This window comes from Candidatus Dependentiae bacterium (assembly GCA_018266175.1).
In the GTDB taxonomy this organism is placed as follows: domain Bacteria; phylum Babelota; class Babeliae; order Babelales; family RVW-14; genus JAFEAY01.
The window spans coordinates 94,382-109,998 of the sequence record JAFEAY010000021.1 but is presented as its reverse complement, the minus strand read 5'-3'; the positions used below and the strand labels follow the sequence as shown (position 1 = coordinate 109,998).

Below are 15,617 nucleotides of genomic sequence, written 5' to 3'. Positions count from 1 at the left end.
CCGTGCTATTTTTTGATTTTTGAATTCTTTTTTCTTTGAGCAACAATCTCTTTTTGTGTTTTAACTTTCTTTTTCTTAATGGGTGGTGGAAGTAATCCCTGTAGATGTTTGACCACCTGGTATGCGGATCGTTCAGGTAAACAGAGTGTATAGCATGCAAAATTAAAGAGCCCGCGTAAAGCGCTTTGGTGAATTTCTTGAGCATTTTTGTGGAAGAAGTTTTCATCGGTATCATAGTACCCGTGTCGTTCGGTATCGATAATAAGAATCTTTTGAGCTCCGTCTTTTTCAATTAAAAAGATATTGTGAGGGCGTAAGTCTGCAATGCCGGTATAAAAAGTTGCTTGAACGAGTTCTCTGATCATTGGTTGGAACTCAGGTTTAATTTCAAGCTTTTGATAGTCAAGCATCGCTCCAAAGCTCTCTTTGCTCATGCGTGATGTTGGTAAATTTTCTATTTTTTCTGCCACAACAGCATAGTTACGGTCCGAAAGTTCTCGAGGCATTCCTGGTATATGGTAGAGATATTTTTGCACAGCATAGAGAAATTGTGCATTGTTTTGTTTAATAAATTCTTGAAGCTTATCATTATAAAAAACACGACTAATATTTTTATAACGGACCAGTCTGCTTTCGTGATTGTCTTCAAAATCAATCCACTCACTTTTACTCATTTTGAGTACATATCCCGGCCAATAGGTATCAGATGCAAGAATAAAAGAATTTTTATTTAAAAGAGCCAGTGGCGTAATTTTACCATCAGCGCAAAGAGCTCTATAAATGGGGACATATTGAGACTCCCAATTATTTTTAAGCTCTTTCTGTCCAAGACTCCAACGAAGTCGATCTCCTGCTGTAAACTTGCGAACCCCAAGTTTTGGTAAAAATTGGTGTCGAGGTCGATCGACAAAAAAAGTTCTTGCTGTTGAATCAGAGAGGAAAAGATCAATACCTAGCTGAAGTTCCTGAGGGATGCGAAATTTTTCAAGATATTTTTTTTCTTCTTGGTCAGAAAGATAGCTCAAAAGAGGAGTGATCAGACAACAAAGAATCAAGCCTAAGCTCTTTATTTTTAGTGACTTCATATGATACTCGTTTACTTGATGATTTTTTTGTACGCTACTTTTTATTTAGTGTGCACTAAAGATGATGAAGCGCAATTATCTTTTTTATCTTAACCGGAGTAATGATGACTAAGCACGTCAAAAAAATTTTTTTTTATATTCTTTTTTTACTACTGATTCAGCCCATCATGTATGCGCATGATCATAATCACATAGAATTACTCAGTGCTTGCTGCCCTCCTCAGCGCTCTGTGCACAAGCAAAAAAAAATGAGTGTGCTTTCCATTTTTACAAGCCACTGGATGGGTGGAGCTGAGATGTGTGCATTGGCAATTCATAAACTTTTGCATCAGGCTTCATATAACGCTTACATGCTTGTCTATAAAGATTCACCATTGCAAAAGTATATTCAAGAGCTTTATTTACCGCATTACACTACAAACGTTTTTCTTCAAAAAAATAAAAATGATTGGGAACAATCAATCAAACAACAAATTCGTATTATTTGTTGTACGCGTAAAATTAAGCTTGTTCAATGTCATACACCTGCAATGGCTCAGCTTGTTCGTGCTGCAACTCAAGGATTACGACTAAAAATAGTCTTGATGTATCACGGCATTGATGCCATTGATTTTTCAAAATTTGAAAAATTAGATGGTGTTATTACCGTTAATCCAAGCAATGAGCCGCTTATTAGGCAAGCAAACAATCAGCTTAAATTGGGCATAAAAAAAATAACTCAAATATATCCATTTTTTAATGAAGAGCGTTTTTTAAAATTCAAGCCAAAAAAGCTTACGCGACAAGATTTTTTTAAACAATATGATTTTGATGTTTCTGAGCATGATGCTCCTGTTATCAGCATGGTGGCAAACTTTTATGGCAAGCTTAAAAATCCTCTTGGTGATTATGCATCTCGAAAAAATCAAGAGCTTTTGATCCGAGCATTGCATGTATTAATAAATGAATGCGGAAAAAAAGCATATGTTGTGTTTCTGGGGGATGGCCCCGATAGAGCGTCGTGTGCACAGCTGAGTAAAGATCTTGGTATTGATCAATTTATTTGTTTTGCAGGGTTTTGCAAAGAAGTAGAAGCGTTTTTGTATTATACCGATATTCATGTTTTAACCTCCGCATTAGAACCTTTAGGGATTGTGTATCTTGAAGCAGGGCTTATGAAAAAACCATCACTAGGAGCATGCGGTACTGGGGCTGATTATACGATTGTTGATGGTGTTACCGGTTTTATATTTAAGAATAATGATCTCAAGGATGTTGTTGATAAGCTTGAAATTCTTATTGATAATTCTGCGCTTCGTATAAAAATGGGGCACAATGCATTTGCGTTCGTTACTGGTCGCGACTCATTTAACCTAAAAAAAAGAGCCTTTCTAGCAACGAATAAATTTCAAAAGCTTGAGGCTTTTTATAAACAGCTTTGTTTTTAAGTTTTCATATCTCAGTATAATAGTTTTAATTTTCTACAGGGTAGATGAGAGTAGATTTTAAATACATAGATAAGGTGCTCATGATTGATTATCTACAAGGTGTTATAAAGAATATTACTGACAAAAAAGTGACGGTTATCGCTGGAGGAATAGGCTTTGGTCTTCATGTTCCTACAACCAAAGATTTAAGTAAAGACACTGAAAGTGCGTTTTACATTTACTTCCATTGGAACGCTGAAAATGGGCCTAGTTTGTATGGCTTTCAAGATGCTTTAGCGCGCGATGTTTTTTTAATGATTATTGATTGTCCAAAAATTGGTCCTGGCATTGCGCTCAATATTTTGTCACAACTTTCGCCAACTCAATTTTTAGATGTTGTTGCAAGTCAAAACGAATCGGGCTTAAGTGCTATTAATGGAATTGGACCTAAGAAAGCGGAGCAAATTATTGTTCAACTGAAGCATAAGATTGGAAGCTTTATTGATAAAAATCGTCATGTCATGGAACAGCAGCAAAGTTTTGTGCATTGGCAAAATGTGAGCGATGTTTTGAGTTCGCTTAATTATTCAAAACAAGAGGTTGGTGGCGCCTTACATTTTTTAACTGAAAAATATACACAGCAAAATTGCTCACTCGACCAACTACTCAGAGCAGCACTTTCATTTTTGGCAAGCAAGCAGGCCGAGCGGTGAAGCAAGATCATCAAGCATTTTCGCTTATTGAGCTTTTGATAAGCCTTGTGTTGATGCTTTTTATCTGTACCATGATTATTCCTCATGGTCATAAGCATGCACAACAACAGGTCATTCAAGAGCTTGACCGGCTTGAAGCGCTTTTTTACAGTTTGCAGCAAAGAGCTATGGCTTGTGGTCTTGATGTGCAATTAACATGCAATGTTGCCAAGCAATCCTACAGGTACCAAACATTGCAGGAAAATGAGTTGACCGCATTTTTAAGCCAGAATATTCGCTTTGGTGTTATGCCTGGAACCATGGGTCCTCCATGGCAGGCAACTGAAGCGGTACAAACGCCTATTACGTTTGCACAGTTAGCTGATGCTGTAGAGCAAGAAAACCGCATCTATTTCTTTTCAAATGGAAAAATTTCATCCGGTACTATCTATCTTTGTGACCAAGGGTATACGGTAGGAGGCGCTTTAACTTGTGCCGTATCTCAGGTATCCTCTATAAGGAAGTATTTGTACGATGGCAAGCGGTGGAAGCTCATTAACTCACAGTAGGCGCTATGATAAAGACGTTATTCCGCTTTGCGGGAGCGTGTCTGTGCGGACTCATTCTTTCTTTGTGGATTTTACAAAATAATCATCGTATTCAACAGTTGATATCTGAAAAAATTATTTCGTCACTGCAAGAGAGTTGGAAAGTTCGCGTTGATACCAAAAATTTACAGTTCAATTTTTTTACATCTTCGGCGTATTGTGTCGGAGGCTTTTTTACGCCTACAGATGATAAAAAGTTTTCATGGCACTTTGATGAGTGTAAGATTAAGGTTTCCCCCTTTGATCTTATTTTTAAAAAAAGGCTTTGTTTAGAAATTACGTTTAATCAGATTTCTGCAAAGACGCAGGTCAGTGAGCAACAAATTGATATTATTCAGCACATTTTTACCATGTTTGAGATTGATGATGATGATTTAAAAATCAGAGTATCTTCTATTAAAATTAATAACCTCGATGTTGAATGTGCATGGAATAAGAGCATTATAAAATCGAGTATGCAGGGTACTTTTTATCTTGCAAAAAAGAAAGATGAGCATCGCCCAGACCGATCATGGGAAGGGTATGTAAACTTGATCTCAGCAACTACAAAAATTGATGATTGTATTTTTGTTGACCAGGCATCAGGAAGTGGGCAAATCTTTAAAAACAAGCAGAATGATTCCTGGGATGTTCAGGCAGACTTGTCGTTTTTGAGTTCATTGTTTGACCCTGTAAATTCTTATAAAGCACATATTGCCTGGGCTCCAGATAAGTGGGCCGTTGAGCTAACCAATGCAGATGCAACAAAATTAAATATGAATTACGCCCAAAACCAGGTAAGTATCACGGGTGTTATTCCACTCACCCCAGTTGTGCATTCTTTGAATAGTATTCAAGCCAAACCGTGTAGAGCGCTTCACGTCCAAGGGCTTTGTTCTGTAGACTTGCAAGGCTCTTTTCATGATGGATATGGTGATGTCAAAGGAACATGCCAAGTGAGTGATGGATTGGTTGGGCCGATTTCATGGAAGCGTATTGATATTGCTTGCAAGACTCCAAAGCCATTTGTATTTGCAGGATCTGCCGAGGTGCATCTTTCACCCTCGCTCATGCTTAAAACATTATTTGCTTATAATTACAAAGATAATCAGGGGCTTGTAAAACTTTCTAACAAGACACCTATCAGTCTCATTCGAGGCCCCTTGCGAGCAGAATGGTTAATTAAACCTGATCAATTAAAAGCTTCATTGCAGTTGAATAAAGAGGTTGCAAAGGCACACTACTCCTGTCACGTTGTCGACACATCAAGCGATGAGCGAGTATCGTTGCAAGGTACATGCTTTATGCGTGATGATCAAATCTGGGCATCGGGAACTCTTTTAAATCAGGCCGATGCATCAGGGCGACCAAGTATGTTTGGGCTTAAAGCTGTTCGAGATCCTTCATTTCTTATTCAACGATTTATCTATCAAAATAAAAATGAACGATTAATTGATTTGCATGCACTCAAGACCGATCCGACTAAGCTTGAAGGATCAATCAAATACGCGCTCATTCATTCCTATTTTGATCCTACATTTCAGCGAGCTATGTTTGGAAGTAATTGTGCTTTTGATCTTAAGCTCAACCAAAATTCATACGAGCATCTTGATGGATCGCTTAAGCTTGCTTCAGGTCGTTTTTACATTCCCGATAGCCGAAACTTAATTACACGTATTGCAACAGATTTTTCTCTGGATTTGCCACGTCGAAAAATTGCACTGACTGAGACTTCGATCGGATTTTGCAAGGGCGTGCTCCGTTGCCCCCGAGCAACAATCTCCTTTGATGAGCATGGAGAGGTCAGTACAATTCATGCACCTCTTTCGATGGATCATTTGTTTATTAATTGGAAGCGCGATTTTTATGGCTTTATTTATGGAAACTTTTTGTTATCAAAAATGCCAAACTCGGGAATGAATCTTTCTGGCAATGTTGTTCTTGAACGTTCTTTGCTTAAGGACAATATTTTATCTCAAGATGATCTTGGGAATGTGAGTGGGCCGGTTGGTTTGTTTAACTTAGGTTCACACCAACTAGAAGTTGATATTGCCGTCACAACCGAAAAGCCTATGCGTGTGGTGACTGATTCATTGGAAAGTTCGGCTCATCTTGATATGCGCGTTCAGTATGAGCACAACAATGATGTATTGCAGATTCCACGTATTACCGGCGCAATAACATTGGATGGTGGGTATTTAAAATTTTTACGTAACCAGCTTCATATTGAACACGGAAGAATTCAATTTCTTACAAATCAAATGAATGACCCACTCATTGATTTAACCGCAAAGAACAAAATTAATAAGTATCAAATTATGCTTCAAGTCACCGGCTCTGTTCAAAAGCCGACTATTATTCTTGAATCATCACCTGAGCTTACCGAAGAGCAGGTATTTGGGCTTTTGATTGCAGGTTCGGAAGATACAACACTTCAAGCTGCTTTACCTGCAATGCTTATGCAACATTTACATAAAATTTTGCTTGGATCTAAGCGGCGTATACCTCATGGAGCTTCTCTCATTCAAAAGCTTACTAAGCCACTGCAATATGTTCAGATCACTCCAAACTTCACCGATCAGTCCGGACGGGGTGGAATTAAAGGAACGGTGTCGGTTGATTTAAATGATCAGTTCCATGCGCAGATTCAAAAAAACTTTAATCTACAAGATGATTTTTCTTTCTATCTTCAGTACATGCTTTCAGATGATATTAGTTTGCGAGCGGTCAAAGATCAGCGTGGAGAAATCGGCTCTGAAGTTGAGGTGAGACTGAGGCTTTGAGGTTGCCTGTCCGCCGCCGTAGCCTCGGCAAACGAGGATTGATCTGGTGTTTGTGTTGGGGCTGTTTTGAGCTGCTCTTTTTCTTGTCTTAGCACGGAGTTAAGACTTTGTTCTTGAGCTAGATTGAGCGTTGTCTTTTCAAGTTCATTTTGAAGAACAAGAACTTTTTCTTTGAGTAAGAGATTTTTATTTTTAAGGATATCGGTCTGAGTACTGAGGTCGCGACACTTCTTTTTATAATTATTTTTTTTGACCAGCGTTTCTTGTATAATTCGGTTTACTTTTTCAACTTGGTCTAAAAGGAAATAGACCTTGGGTTGCGTTGGGCTAAACTCTTTGCGAATACTAATGAGCTCTTCATTAATCTTTTTATAGCTTTGATGAAACTCTTGTGAAAGTTTTGCAGAGCATTGGCTTTGTATGGATATAATCATCGCCAGCGTGTATAACATCTGTCGCAATAAATACTTCATAAATCGCTTCCTCTTTCAGGTATAGAGATGGATCATTATTTTTTTTGATTCTCTATAACCTTAGAAAGGTTGATCTTAAAATTCAAATAACTGGAAAACGAAGAGCTTTTGATAGAAAAGTATAACCTCCATTACTACTCTCATCTCTTTTCTTTAACCTTAGTATACTTTGGCAAAAATACAAGTTTTAAACAAAAACAGTTTTAAAAATTTCAAACAAAAAGCATTTTTACGTTGTTTGATTCTTGAGATGTATCGTGATATCATACGGCTCGCATAAAAATATAATAACTATCTGTACTTATTGAGTAAGGCAATCATGGCTTTGTGAAATAATCAGCGTAATTGAGGTCCTATGAATATTCGGTTTATTTTTGGTTTAGCAGTTGTTTATGGCTTACTCGTTTCATCTGTTTTTGCTATGCAACCAGGTGATGAGAATGGTCGTAAAAGAAAAGCATCTGAAGAGCAGCAAGACTTAGTTGAAGATCAATTGGCATTAATTCGTCGCGAGCGTCAAGCTCAATACCAGGCTTATCGGCAAGCCCAAGAGGAAAAAGAGCGCAAAGCGCACGAGGAACAAGAGCAACTACAGCGTGCAAAGCAAGCTGAAAAAATTCAAAAGCTCCAGAGCGAACAAACGCAGTTTGATGCGCTTGAAACGTTGATTTTGACATTGATGGAATTTATCAATGAACTTGAATATGCATCAAACTTTGATGATGTATGCGGGTGTTTGGGTACTATTACTGATACTCTTGGTGAGAGTGGGTTTGATTTTGCTGAATTAAAGCAATCAAGCAACGAACTTCTTGCTGCAAAAGTTATGGAACTCTTTAGTGGTCTTCATGCTATTGTTACAAAAATTGAAGCAAACCCTATCGCTCAAAAAGCTTGTTTCAAATTTCAGACGATTAATGATCAACTCAGTATAATCTGCCAAATTGTTGGTTATGAAGGCGGAATTGCGGTTGAGCTCAAAGATATGTACACAGAAGAAGATGAGCAAATTGCTCATGGTGATTATAAGCAACAAGAACAGGTTTACACGGCTGATGATGAAGATCTTGCTCGTCTTTTACAAGATGCACAAGATGATGAAGTTGTTGGTGGTGATGCCGATCTTGCACGCTTGTTAGAAGAAGAACAAAGTAATCAAGATTTTGAAGCTGATGCGCAAGCAGCTCGTCTATTGCAAGAAGAGCTTGATCGAGATGATGCTTAACTTTTAAATTTAACTACTAAAAAAGGCCCTGTATCGTGTGGGGCCTTTTTTAGTAGTTAATAATGTCTTAATCAAACAAAGACTTCTTACCCAGCTTCTTCCAGTCTTCATCAAAAATCTTAATGCCTTTTTCAGTCAATGGATGCTTAACCGCTTGCTCAAAGAGTGCGGGTGGCAGTGTTGCAACATCAGCTCCTGCAAGCATGGCTTCGTGCCAGTGGCTGAGTGTACGAATTGATGCTGCCAAAATTTCAGTATCAAATTCGTAATTTTCAATCATTGAAACAAAGTCTTGAATAACCGTTGTGCTACTTACCCCAATTTCTTCTAATCGTCCCATGAAAGGGGAGATATAGTTGACTCCCAGTTTTGCAACCATCAAGCCTTGAAGAGGTGTAAAAACTAGGGTGATGTTGAGGGGAATGCCTTGCGTTGTTAGCCGGTTGATAATGGGTAAATACTCTTCAGCAAATGGAATTTTAACGACAGCGTTTTCAGCAAACTCTGCAATTTCAAGTGCCTGCTCGTAAACCGCTTGTGGCTCTTTTTCAACCACTTCAATACTGATGTCGCCATCAGGCAGCATTTGGCAAATGTCTTTAAGTACTTCACGCATATTGCCACCTTGTTTGCTCAGGTGTGATGGGTTGGTAGTGACGCCATCAAGAATTCCGGTCTTTGCCCATCGGCTGATGACCGTGCGATCCGCGGTATCGATAAAAAGTTTCATAAAAGGTCCTTTAATCTTGAGGCAGTAATAACTGTTTCATTTTTATTATAAATAATCAGTAAATTTTTTAATGGTTGAGAGAAAAAATTCTTCTCCCCATACTTTGAGCGCTTCTCGTTCATGAGCGCGTAAAAAGTTTTCAGCATCTCTTTTGGCATCGTGCCAGTCGATTATTGCTATTTTATCTTTTAACGCTTCGATAAGCCATTTATCGGTAACATTAATTTTTTGATTTTGCCAAGGACCTATCTGCTCCAGTGCATATTGTAAGTGAATGTAATTGGGAATAATTTTTTTGGAAACATACCAAATAAAATCGTACCAATCTCGTCCTTTTACGTATGGTCTGCATAAAAGTGCATGGCATTTGCTTGCAAATAAGCTGGGTAAATCTTGTGTGATAATTGAAAAAGGATAAGGGAAATCTAGAAAGTTATTTTCGAACGATGATCCTAATGGTGGATTGGTATCTATTTCGAGTTTTATTTGAATCGATTGTTTATCTGAAGAACTTCGTGGATGTTTAAAAAGAAGGACTTTGCCAAATGAGTTATCTTTGAGAAATGCGAGCTTTACGGCGCTATCTGCTTTACTTCGGTCAATTACCTCAAAGGCTAAATCATAGAGCGTAAATTCAAATTGCAGTGCTTTTAAGAATGGTTCCCATACAAAAATTTTATCCGGTTTGAGCATAATAAAATCAAGATCTTCTGAGAATCTATTGAGCTTATGAATAATGCGCAGACAGGAGCCTCCTTGAAATGCTGCAATCTTAAAAAAATCAGCACGTGCAAGAGCACAGAGTCCAATCTCTTGGACAATCTCTTTGAGTGAATTCAACTCGTCTCGCTGCGAGGCTGGGGAATATTCTTTCAGCCGTTCCTCTATAAGTTTTATACTCATGATGCTTTCCCTTGATTTTTCTTTATCTCAGATAAAAAACGCTTTAATACTTTTTGTACGCGTACACTTGGATAATTTTGCCAAAGTTCTTTGAGCAATACTTTATCGCTACTCATAATGATATCATGATCAATACGAAGGTCTTCTTCAAGCTGTGCTAAGTTGTTCCATTCTTTACGTTGCGTATAAATTAAATCTGCAACCGCTTTCCAGGGAGCAGCCATAAACATAACAGCTGTGCCAATGGAAGAGCGGTTAACGCCACGATAAAATCCTTGATCTGGGACATGTTTATAGCTGAAGACTCCAAATTTATTTTCAAACTCCTGTGCGCGTTTTGGCGTTACACAGGTGGTTGTGTAAACAGCTTCAGGAATCCACCCATGAAAAGAAAGAGCTGATTCTAAACTGATTGCTGATGGTTGATAGATCTGTAGTGCTAACTCAAACTCGTTCGGAAGTTTTTGCCTTATTTTATCAGCAATAAGATAAAGGCCTTTTCTTAACCGAATTAAATCCTCTGCTTTGAGTGCTCGTTTTACCAGAGAATAACGTGCATTGTCTGATTTCTGCAAAAGCAGAGCAAGTTCAGTGTCATGAATGAAATTGTTAGGCCAGTCGTGTAATAAAGAATTTAGATCTTTCTTCATGTAAACCCTATATTTATGCAACAAGCTGTCATTATTTGACAGTTTCTTACATAAATATAATAAGGAATCATGTTGCAAAGCAAGAGATTTAAAATTTTTATCCCAAACAATTACCTTAAAAATCTTATTTTTACAATGCAAAACAAGAGATATTTCATATTTGTTTATTGTCAGGGGGGGGGGTGCTAAGATCTTTATGATTATTTATCAGAATTCGAAGAAGTAAGCTTTGGGGAAGAATTTTTATGAAAAAAATAATATTTTTAACATTGATAGCTCAGTTAAGCTTTGTGGGAATATTTGCTCTCTGGAGTCAAGATAGAGAAAATATGGAGAGAGAATTGATGCAGCGATATGAAGAGCAGTATAAAGAGCAGGCTGCAAAAGATAAGGCTGACTTTCCCCTTCATAATTGCAATAAAAACTCTGAGTTTGGAAATATTTTTAACTCTCTTTCCCTTGCTGAAAGAGCTGCTGCTGTTGTTCGACTTGATAATTATGGTAACAATTTATTTCATACTTTTTTAATACAATCTTCTGATAAAAACCATTCAATTGCAAAGCAATGCTTTGATGTACTTTCTGTAGATGATCGACGTAATACACTTTTGCAAAAAATAAATATGGAGACTCGCCAGTGAGTTCCGCTGTAAATGAAAATCATAGAAATTTTTCGTTATTGCGATTATTCATAGAGCAATTGACTAGTGCTGACCAGCAAGCAGTTATTCTGAGTGAACATAAGAAAGGAAAAAACTTAATAACGCTTGTGTTGGAAGCAATGGATTTCAAAGAACAGAAAATTTCTCATGATAAAAACCACGATTTGGCCTTTGAGACACTTATATTTTTGTTGGAATCGTTACCAGCCAATGTCAATAAAGATGAGTACATAATAGGTCATCGTATGGTCCTACAAGATCATTACCCGCTTATGTATCTTATGAAATACTATAAAACCACTGAATTAAAGTATGCGAATGAACAACAGAAAAAAGCCATACGTGATGCTATACCTCAGAAGCTGAAAGCTATTCTTTCACTTTTATCATCTGATCAAGCCCGAGACAGAGCTGTAACGCAGTTATATTCTGGGGTAAATCTTTTGAAATATACAATGGAAAATCAAAATCTTGAAATTTTTTTAATATTGTTAAATACGCTATCCACACAAGAGGTTCGTGATGAAGTCCTTATTAAGGGATTACATAAAAATAAGATGGATGGCAGCTTGCTCGAAACTGCAGCCTTTTTTGAAAAAGAATTATTTCTTAAGCCAATTTTAGATGCTATGTCCCCTGAAACTCGCCAAAAGTCCTGCACAACCATGGAAGGTACTCATGGTGATAATTTGCTTGAAGTTCTTGCGAACCATCACAAATTTTGGTCATTGGATCTTATTCTTTCGTATAAAGTTCTAGATCAGAGCCATTATCCTTTTGGCAGTATGTGGGAAAGTTTTTTAGAAAATTATAATAAAATTATTAACCAGAAACTAGCCCATGACCCTTATAAGAACGCTCAGCGAGATATTGAGTGTTGTATAGTTTTTCTTAAACATACTGACAACGCAAATATTCGAAATAAAAGAATCTTAGAGAACGAGATGATTTCCTATGCAATCGATATTGATCGATTTGATTTTGTAGAAAGACTCCTTGAGCTTCTATCCGATAATAAAAAAGAAGAGGCGATTGTTGCGCGAGGTAGTTTCGGCAGAAATGCTTTACATTGGGCGGCAGTGGTTGCACAAAATAAGAAAGAAGAGTATTTGAAGATTAAGCCTAAAGATGTAAAAATATATTACGAAAAAAATATTTCTTATGATGCAAAAGCTGCACGAGCACCTTATCTGGTAGAGGCTCATCCAGAAAAGAATGGGGAGTGTTTTTTGAAATTTTTGATTAAGCAGGTTAAAGACAGAAAAATATTAGAAGAAGCTCTGAGCGAAAAAGATGATGATGGAAAATCTGTTTTTGATATTTACCCTGATATAAAGGATATACTTGAGGAAAAAGCAGGTCTTCCTGCAAAACTGGCAGAGCTTAAAAAACAGCTTGAAAGTCTGAAGCAAAAGCTCGAGGCTTTGAAAAAAGGGCTGGCAGATTTGACAGGCGCCTTGCAAAAAGCACCAGCGGTTACTTAGAATTGCTTTTGATTTGGAGTGAAGGTGTCTGGCGGTAAGAAGAGGTACAAGTACTATTTTTTGGCACGCTGTGCAGCTTGAACGGCCTTTTCAACCCATTGCTCAAGCTTGTTTTGATTTTCAAGAATATCGATAGGGACTTCCCAGTAGCTCATGCTCACAAGTTTGTCGTTTTTATTGGTGTAGGTAAATGGCTTTGAATCGAATGATTCATAATCTGATTGGTTGGCTGCATCAACTTTGAAGTACAAAATATTATTGATGATGAGGGCAAAGAAAATGCCATTTTTGTAGATACCAAAACCGCCAAACATTTTGCGGGCCCTCATGTTACCGAGCGGCAGTAAAAGATCTAAAATATAGTTGGCGTAGCCATTAACAGCCATGCGAATAGTCCTTAAAATTATAAGGGCATCAAAAAATTTTTGATGCCCTTATTTATTTTATCGTATTACAAAGTTAATCAAGCGATCAGCAACAAAGATTACTTTGACCACCGTAACATTTTCAAGCCACTTTTCTATGGTTTTGCGAGCTGCAGCTTCAACATCTGTTTGAGAAGCTCCACGCGTTGCCTGAACTGCTCCACGCAATTTACCATTCACTTGAACCGCAATTTCCACTTCGTTAACATAGGCAAGTTGTGCATCAAATGTAGGCCACGTGCATGCACTCAGTTGTTTGCCCAGCAATTGCTCAATGAGTTCACTTGCAAAGTGTGGAACCATAATTGAAAGCGCAACTAAAAATTGTTCAAGTAATGCTTGATCAAAAACCAATTTTCCAGATTGCATATCGTTCAAATATTCCATAATTGCCGAAACTGCAGTATTTACTTTAAATTGCTCGATACGCTCTTGATACGCTTTTAAGAATTGATGAAAGCGACGTTGTGACTTTTCATCAGCCTGTTTAGCTGGTGCGAGTACATGAGCTGGATTATTCAAAAAATCCCAGAGGCGATTTAAAAAGCTTCGTACGCCTCGAATAGATTCTGTCTGCCATTCCGTATCTAGTTCAGGTGGTCCCATAAAGAGCATGTACATGCGCAGCGTGTCAGAACCAAGCTCTTCAACAATTTCGTTAGGGTTAACAACATTACCTTTTGACTTGGACATTTTTTCAACACGTCCGGTAGTTTCAGACTTTTTGCAGACCATGCCTTGATTAAAGAGTTGCTTGAACGGCTCATCAAAAGGAAGATGTCCAAGGTCATAGAGTACTTTGATGTAAAAACGTGCATACAAAAGATGCAAAATAGCATGCTCAATGCCGCCGACATACAGGTCGACGGGCATCCAGTATTTCATATCTTCAGGGCTACCAAATGCGGTATCAAGATCTGGATTTGGGTAGCGTAAGAAATACCAGCATGAACCAGCCCATTGAGGCATGGTGTTGGTTTCGCGTTTTGCAGGACCATTACATGAAGGGCAGGTTGTGTTTACCCATTCATGAATGCCTGCAAGCGGAGATTCACCGGTTCCAGTTGGTTGATAGTGTTCAACTTCAGGAAGTTGGATGGGGAGTTGATCTTCAGGTACGGGTACCACACCACAAGCGGCACAGTGGACGAGTGGAATAGGTTCACCCCAGTAGCGCTGGCGTGAAAAAACCCAGTCGCGCATGCGGTACATGGTAGTAAATTCAGCGCAATTTTTTTGTTTGAGCAACTCTACAACTTTGGTGAATGCTTCTTTTCGATCAAGGCCGTCAAATTCACTGGAGTTGACCAGTGTTCCGTCAAGTTCATATGCTTTAACAACGTTACCCTGAGCATCAAGATAATCTGACTGCTCTTGATAAGGTTTAAGCACGGGAATAACTGGTAAGTCAAAAAGACGTGCAAAATCAAGATCTACTTGGCAGTTTCCTGGAACGCCCATAACAATTCCAGTTCCATAATCTTTGAGTACATAGTTAGCAAGATAAACAGGAACTTTTCGACCATTGAGTGGGTTGACTGCAAAACTGCCTGTAAAGACGCCAGTTTTTTCTTGAACTTCAATGGTGTTTTCACGGGTTGAATGATGAAGATATTCTTCTTGATACGCCAAAACTTTTTCTTTTTGTTCAGTTGTTGTGATTGAACTAACAATCTCATGATCGGGAGCAACAACAATAAAGGTCAGCCCAAAAAGAGTTTCTGGCGTTGTTGTGTAAACCGCTAATTCTATGTTGTTTTCCGTTTTAAAAGTGATACGAGCGCCATGACTCTTACCAATCCAGTTGCGTTGCATGAGTTTAACTTTTTCAGGCCATTCAAGACGATCAAGCCCTTCAAGAAGCTTTTCAGCATAGTTGGTGATGCGCAAAATCCATTGACGTACTTTTTTAGGAAGTACTAATGTTCCACAGCGCTCACAACCGCCACTCACAACTTCTTCGTTTGCAAGACCCGTTAAGCAAGAAGGGCACCAATTAATAGCTGTTTCTTCTTCATAAGCAAGGCCTGCTTTGAACATTTGCAAGAAAATCCACTGCGTCCATTTGTAGTATTTTGAATCGGTGGTATCAAGCTCTTTATCCCAATCATAGATAGCGCCAATGTGTGCAAGCTGTTCTTTAAAGACCGCAATATTTTTTGCGGTACCAATTTTAGGTTGAATACCCTTTTTGATTGCATCATTTTCTGCAGGTAATCCAAATGCGTCCCAGCCCATAGGGTGCAGGACATTGTAACCTTGGAGTAATTTAATGCGTGCGTAGACATCAGAAAGTACATAACCTTTCCAGTGCCCTACGTGCAGGCCAGAACCTGATGGATAGGGGAACATATCAAGGCAGTAATATTTCTTTCCTGATTGATCATTACGTGTTTTGAAGTATGGATTTTTTTTCCACGCTTCACGCCACTTTGTCTCTACGGCTTTAAAATCATAACTCATAACAGATTCCTTATTGCTTTGAGCTCTACGCATCAAAAGGTTTATTGGC

General features: G+C 38.2%; 14 protein-coding genes. 7 read left to right on the top strand and 7 right to left on the bottom strand.

Translation table 11 applies throughout. From position 1 onward, the window contains the following. Positions 1–5: 5 nt before the first annotated feature. The gene (locus JST56_04630) at positions 6–1,085 is read right to left on the bottom strand and encodes a hypothetical protein (protein MBS1988252.1); all 1,080 of its coding nucleotides are present in this window, start codon (positions 1,083–1,085) and stop codon (positions 6–8) included. A gap of 104 nt (positions 1,086–1,189) precedes the next feature. Here JST56_04630 and JST56_04625 point away from each other — a divergent pair, with 104 nt between their 5' ends. The 4 genes from JST56_04625 to JST56_04610 all read left to right on the top strand — a co-directional run bounded on the left by JST56_04625 (position 1,190) and on the right by JST56_04610 (position 6,553). Beyond that, a complete protein-coding gene (locus tag JST56_04625) occupies positions 1,190–2,512 on the top strand; it encodes a glycosyltransferase family 4 protein (GenBank protein MBS1988251.1) in 1,323 nt (440 codons plus the stop codon). A gap of 80 nt (positions 2,513–2,592) precedes the next feature. Further along, positions 2,593–3,204, top strand: a complete 612-nt coding sequence (locus JST56_04620) for a Holliday junction branch migration protein RuvA (GenBank protein MBS1988250.1) — start codon at positions 2,593–2,595, stop codon at positions 3,202–3,204. Beyond that, positions 3,201–3,752 (top strand): type II secretion system protein, encoded by a 552-nt coding sequence (locus JST56_04615; protein MBS1988249.1) that lies wholly within the window; start codon positions 3,201–3,203, stop codon positions 3,750–3,752. The genes JST56_04620 and JST56_04615 overlap by 4 nt, the downstream gene beginning before the upstream one ends. A 5-nt stretch (positions 3,753–3,757) precedes the next feature. Further along, complete coding sequence (locus JST56_04610) at positions 3,758–6,553, top strand: translocation/assembly module TamB domain-containing protein (protein MBS1988248.1); 2,796 nt, start codon at positions 3,758–3,760, stop codon at positions 6,551–6,553. On the opposite strand, the gene JST56_04605 is transcribed toward JST56_04610, so the two are convergent. Beyond that, positions 6,505–7,026 (bottom strand): hypothetical protein, encoded by a 522-nt coding sequence (locus JST56_04605; GenBank protein ID MBS1988247.1) that lies wholly within the window; start codon positions 7,024–7,026, stop codon positions 6,505–6,507. The two genes, JST56_04610 and JST56_04605, sit on opposite strands and share 49 nt — an antisense overlap. A 355-nt stretch (positions 7,027–7,381) precedes the next feature. Between JST56_04605 and JST56_04600 the strand changes: the two genes are divergently transcribed. Continuing rightward, positions 7,382–8,251 carry a hypothetical protein gene (locus JST56_04600; GenBank protein MBS1988246.1) on the top strand — a complete coding sequence of 290 codons (870 nt, stop codon included), beginning with the start codon at positions 7,382–7,384 and terminating at the stop codon, positions 8,249–8,251. Between the two features lie 67 nt (positions 8,252–8,318). On the opposite strand, the gene JST56_04595 is transcribed toward JST56_04600, so the two are convergent. Genes JST56_04595 through JST56_04585 form a run of 3 tightly spaced genes read right to left on the bottom strand, consistent with a single transcriptional unit; the run spans position 8,319 to position 10,534 of the window. After that, positions 8,319–8,981 carry a fructose-6-phosphate aldolase gene (locus JST56_04595; GenBank protein ID MBS1988245.1) on the bottom strand — a complete coding sequence of 221 codons (663 nt, stop codon included), beginning with the start codon at positions 8,979–8,981 and terminating at the stop codon, positions 8,319–8,321. A 45-nt stretch (positions 8,982–9,026) separates the two neighbouring features. Further along, the gene (locus JST56_04590; GenBank protein ID MBS1988244.1) at positions 9,027–9,884 is read right to left on the bottom strand and encodes a nucleotidyl transferase AbiEii/AbiGii toxin family protein; all 858 of its coding nucleotides are present in this window, start codon (positions 9,882–9,884) and stop codon (positions 9,027–9,029) included. Next, positions 9,881–10,534, bottom strand: coding sequence for a hypothetical protein (locus JST56_04585; GenBank protein ID MBS1988243.1), 654 nt, complete (start codon positions 10,532–10,534; stop codon positions 9,881–9,883). The genes JST56_04590 and JST56_04585 overlap by 4 nt, the downstream gene beginning before the upstream one ends. A 245-nt stretch (positions 10,535–10,779) precedes the next feature. On the opposite strand from JST56_04585, the gene JST56_04580 reads away from it, so the two are divergent. After that, positions 10,780–11,175: a hypothetical protein gene (locus JST56_04580; protein MBS1988242.1), complete on the top strand. Its 396-nt coding sequence runs from the start codon at positions 10,780–10,782 to the stop codon at positions 11,173–11,175. Continuing rightward, positions 11,172–12,680 (top strand): hypothetical protein, encoded by a 1,509-nt coding sequence (locus JST56_04575; protein MBS1988241.1) that lies wholly within the window; start codon positions 11,172–11,174, stop codon positions 12,678–12,680. The genes JST56_04580 and JST56_04575 overlap by 4 nt, the downstream gene beginning before the upstream one ends. 53 nt (positions 12,681–12,733) lie before the next feature. Here JST56_04575 and JST56_04570 read toward each other — a convergent pair whose 3' ends face one another. Beyond that, a complete protein-coding gene (locus JST56_04570; GenBank protein MBS1988240.1) occupies positions 12,734–13,066 on the bottom strand; it encodes a TfoX/Sxy family protein in 333 nt (110 codons plus the stop codon). A 57-nt stretch (positions 13,067–13,123) separates the two neighbouring features. Beyond that, positions 13,124–15,568 carry a leucine--tRNA ligase gene (locus tag JST56_04565; protein ID MBS1988239.1) on the bottom strand — a complete coding sequence of 815 codons (2,445 nt, stop codon included), beginning with the start codon at positions 15,566–15,568 and terminating at the stop codon, positions 13,124–13,126. Between the last annotated feature and the right edge of the window lie 49 nt (positions 15,569–15,617).

Bases quoted from the DNA above. Each gene is read 5' to 3' on its own strand.
- JST56_04630 (MBS1988252.1), bottom strand. From the start codon at position 1,085: ATGAAGTCACTAAAAATAAAGAGCTTAGGCTTGATTCTTTGTTGTCTG.
- JST56_04625 (MBS1988251.1), top strand. From the start codon at position 1,190: ATGACTAAGCACGTCAAAAAAATTTTTTTTTATATTCTTTTTTTACTA.
- JST56_04620 (MBS1988250.1), top strand. From the start codon at position 2,593: ATGATTGATTATCTACAAGGTGTTATAAAGAATATTACTGACAAAAAA.
- JST56_04610 (MBS1988248.1), top strand. From the start codon at position 3,758: ATGATAAAGACGTTATTCCGCTTTGCGGGAGCGTGTCTGTGCGGACTC.
- JST56_04605 (MBS1988247.1), bottom strand. From the start codon at position 7,026: ATGAAGTATTTATTGCGACAGATGTTATACACGCTGGCGATGATTATA.
- JST56_04600 (MBS1988246.1), top strand. From the start codon at position 7,382: ATGAATATTCGGTTTATTTTTGGTTTAGCAGTTGTTTATGGCTTACTC.
- JST56_04595 (MBS1988245.1), bottom strand. From the start codon at position 8,981: ATGAAACTTTTTATCGATACCGCGGATCGCACGGTCATCAGCCGATGG.
- JST56_04590 (MBS1988244.1), bottom strand. From the start codon at position 9,884: ATGAGTATAAAACTTATAGAGGAACGGCTGAAAGAATATTCCCCAGCC.
- JST56_04585 (MBS1988243.1), bottom strand. From the start codon at position 10,534: ATGAAGAAAGATCTAAATTCTTTATTACACGACTGGCCTAACAATTTC.
- JST56_04580 (MBS1988242.1), top strand. From the start codon at position 10,780: ATGAAAAAAATAATATTTTTAACATTGATAGCTCAGTTAAGCTTTGTG.
- JST56_04570 (MBS1988240.1), bottom strand. From the start codon at position 13,066: ATGGCTGTTAATGGCTACGCCAACTATATTTTAGATCTTTTACTGCCG.
- JST56_04565 (MBS1988239.1), bottom strand. From the start codon at position 15,568: ATGAGTTATGATTTTAAAGCCGTAGAGACAAAGTGGCGTGAAGCGTGG.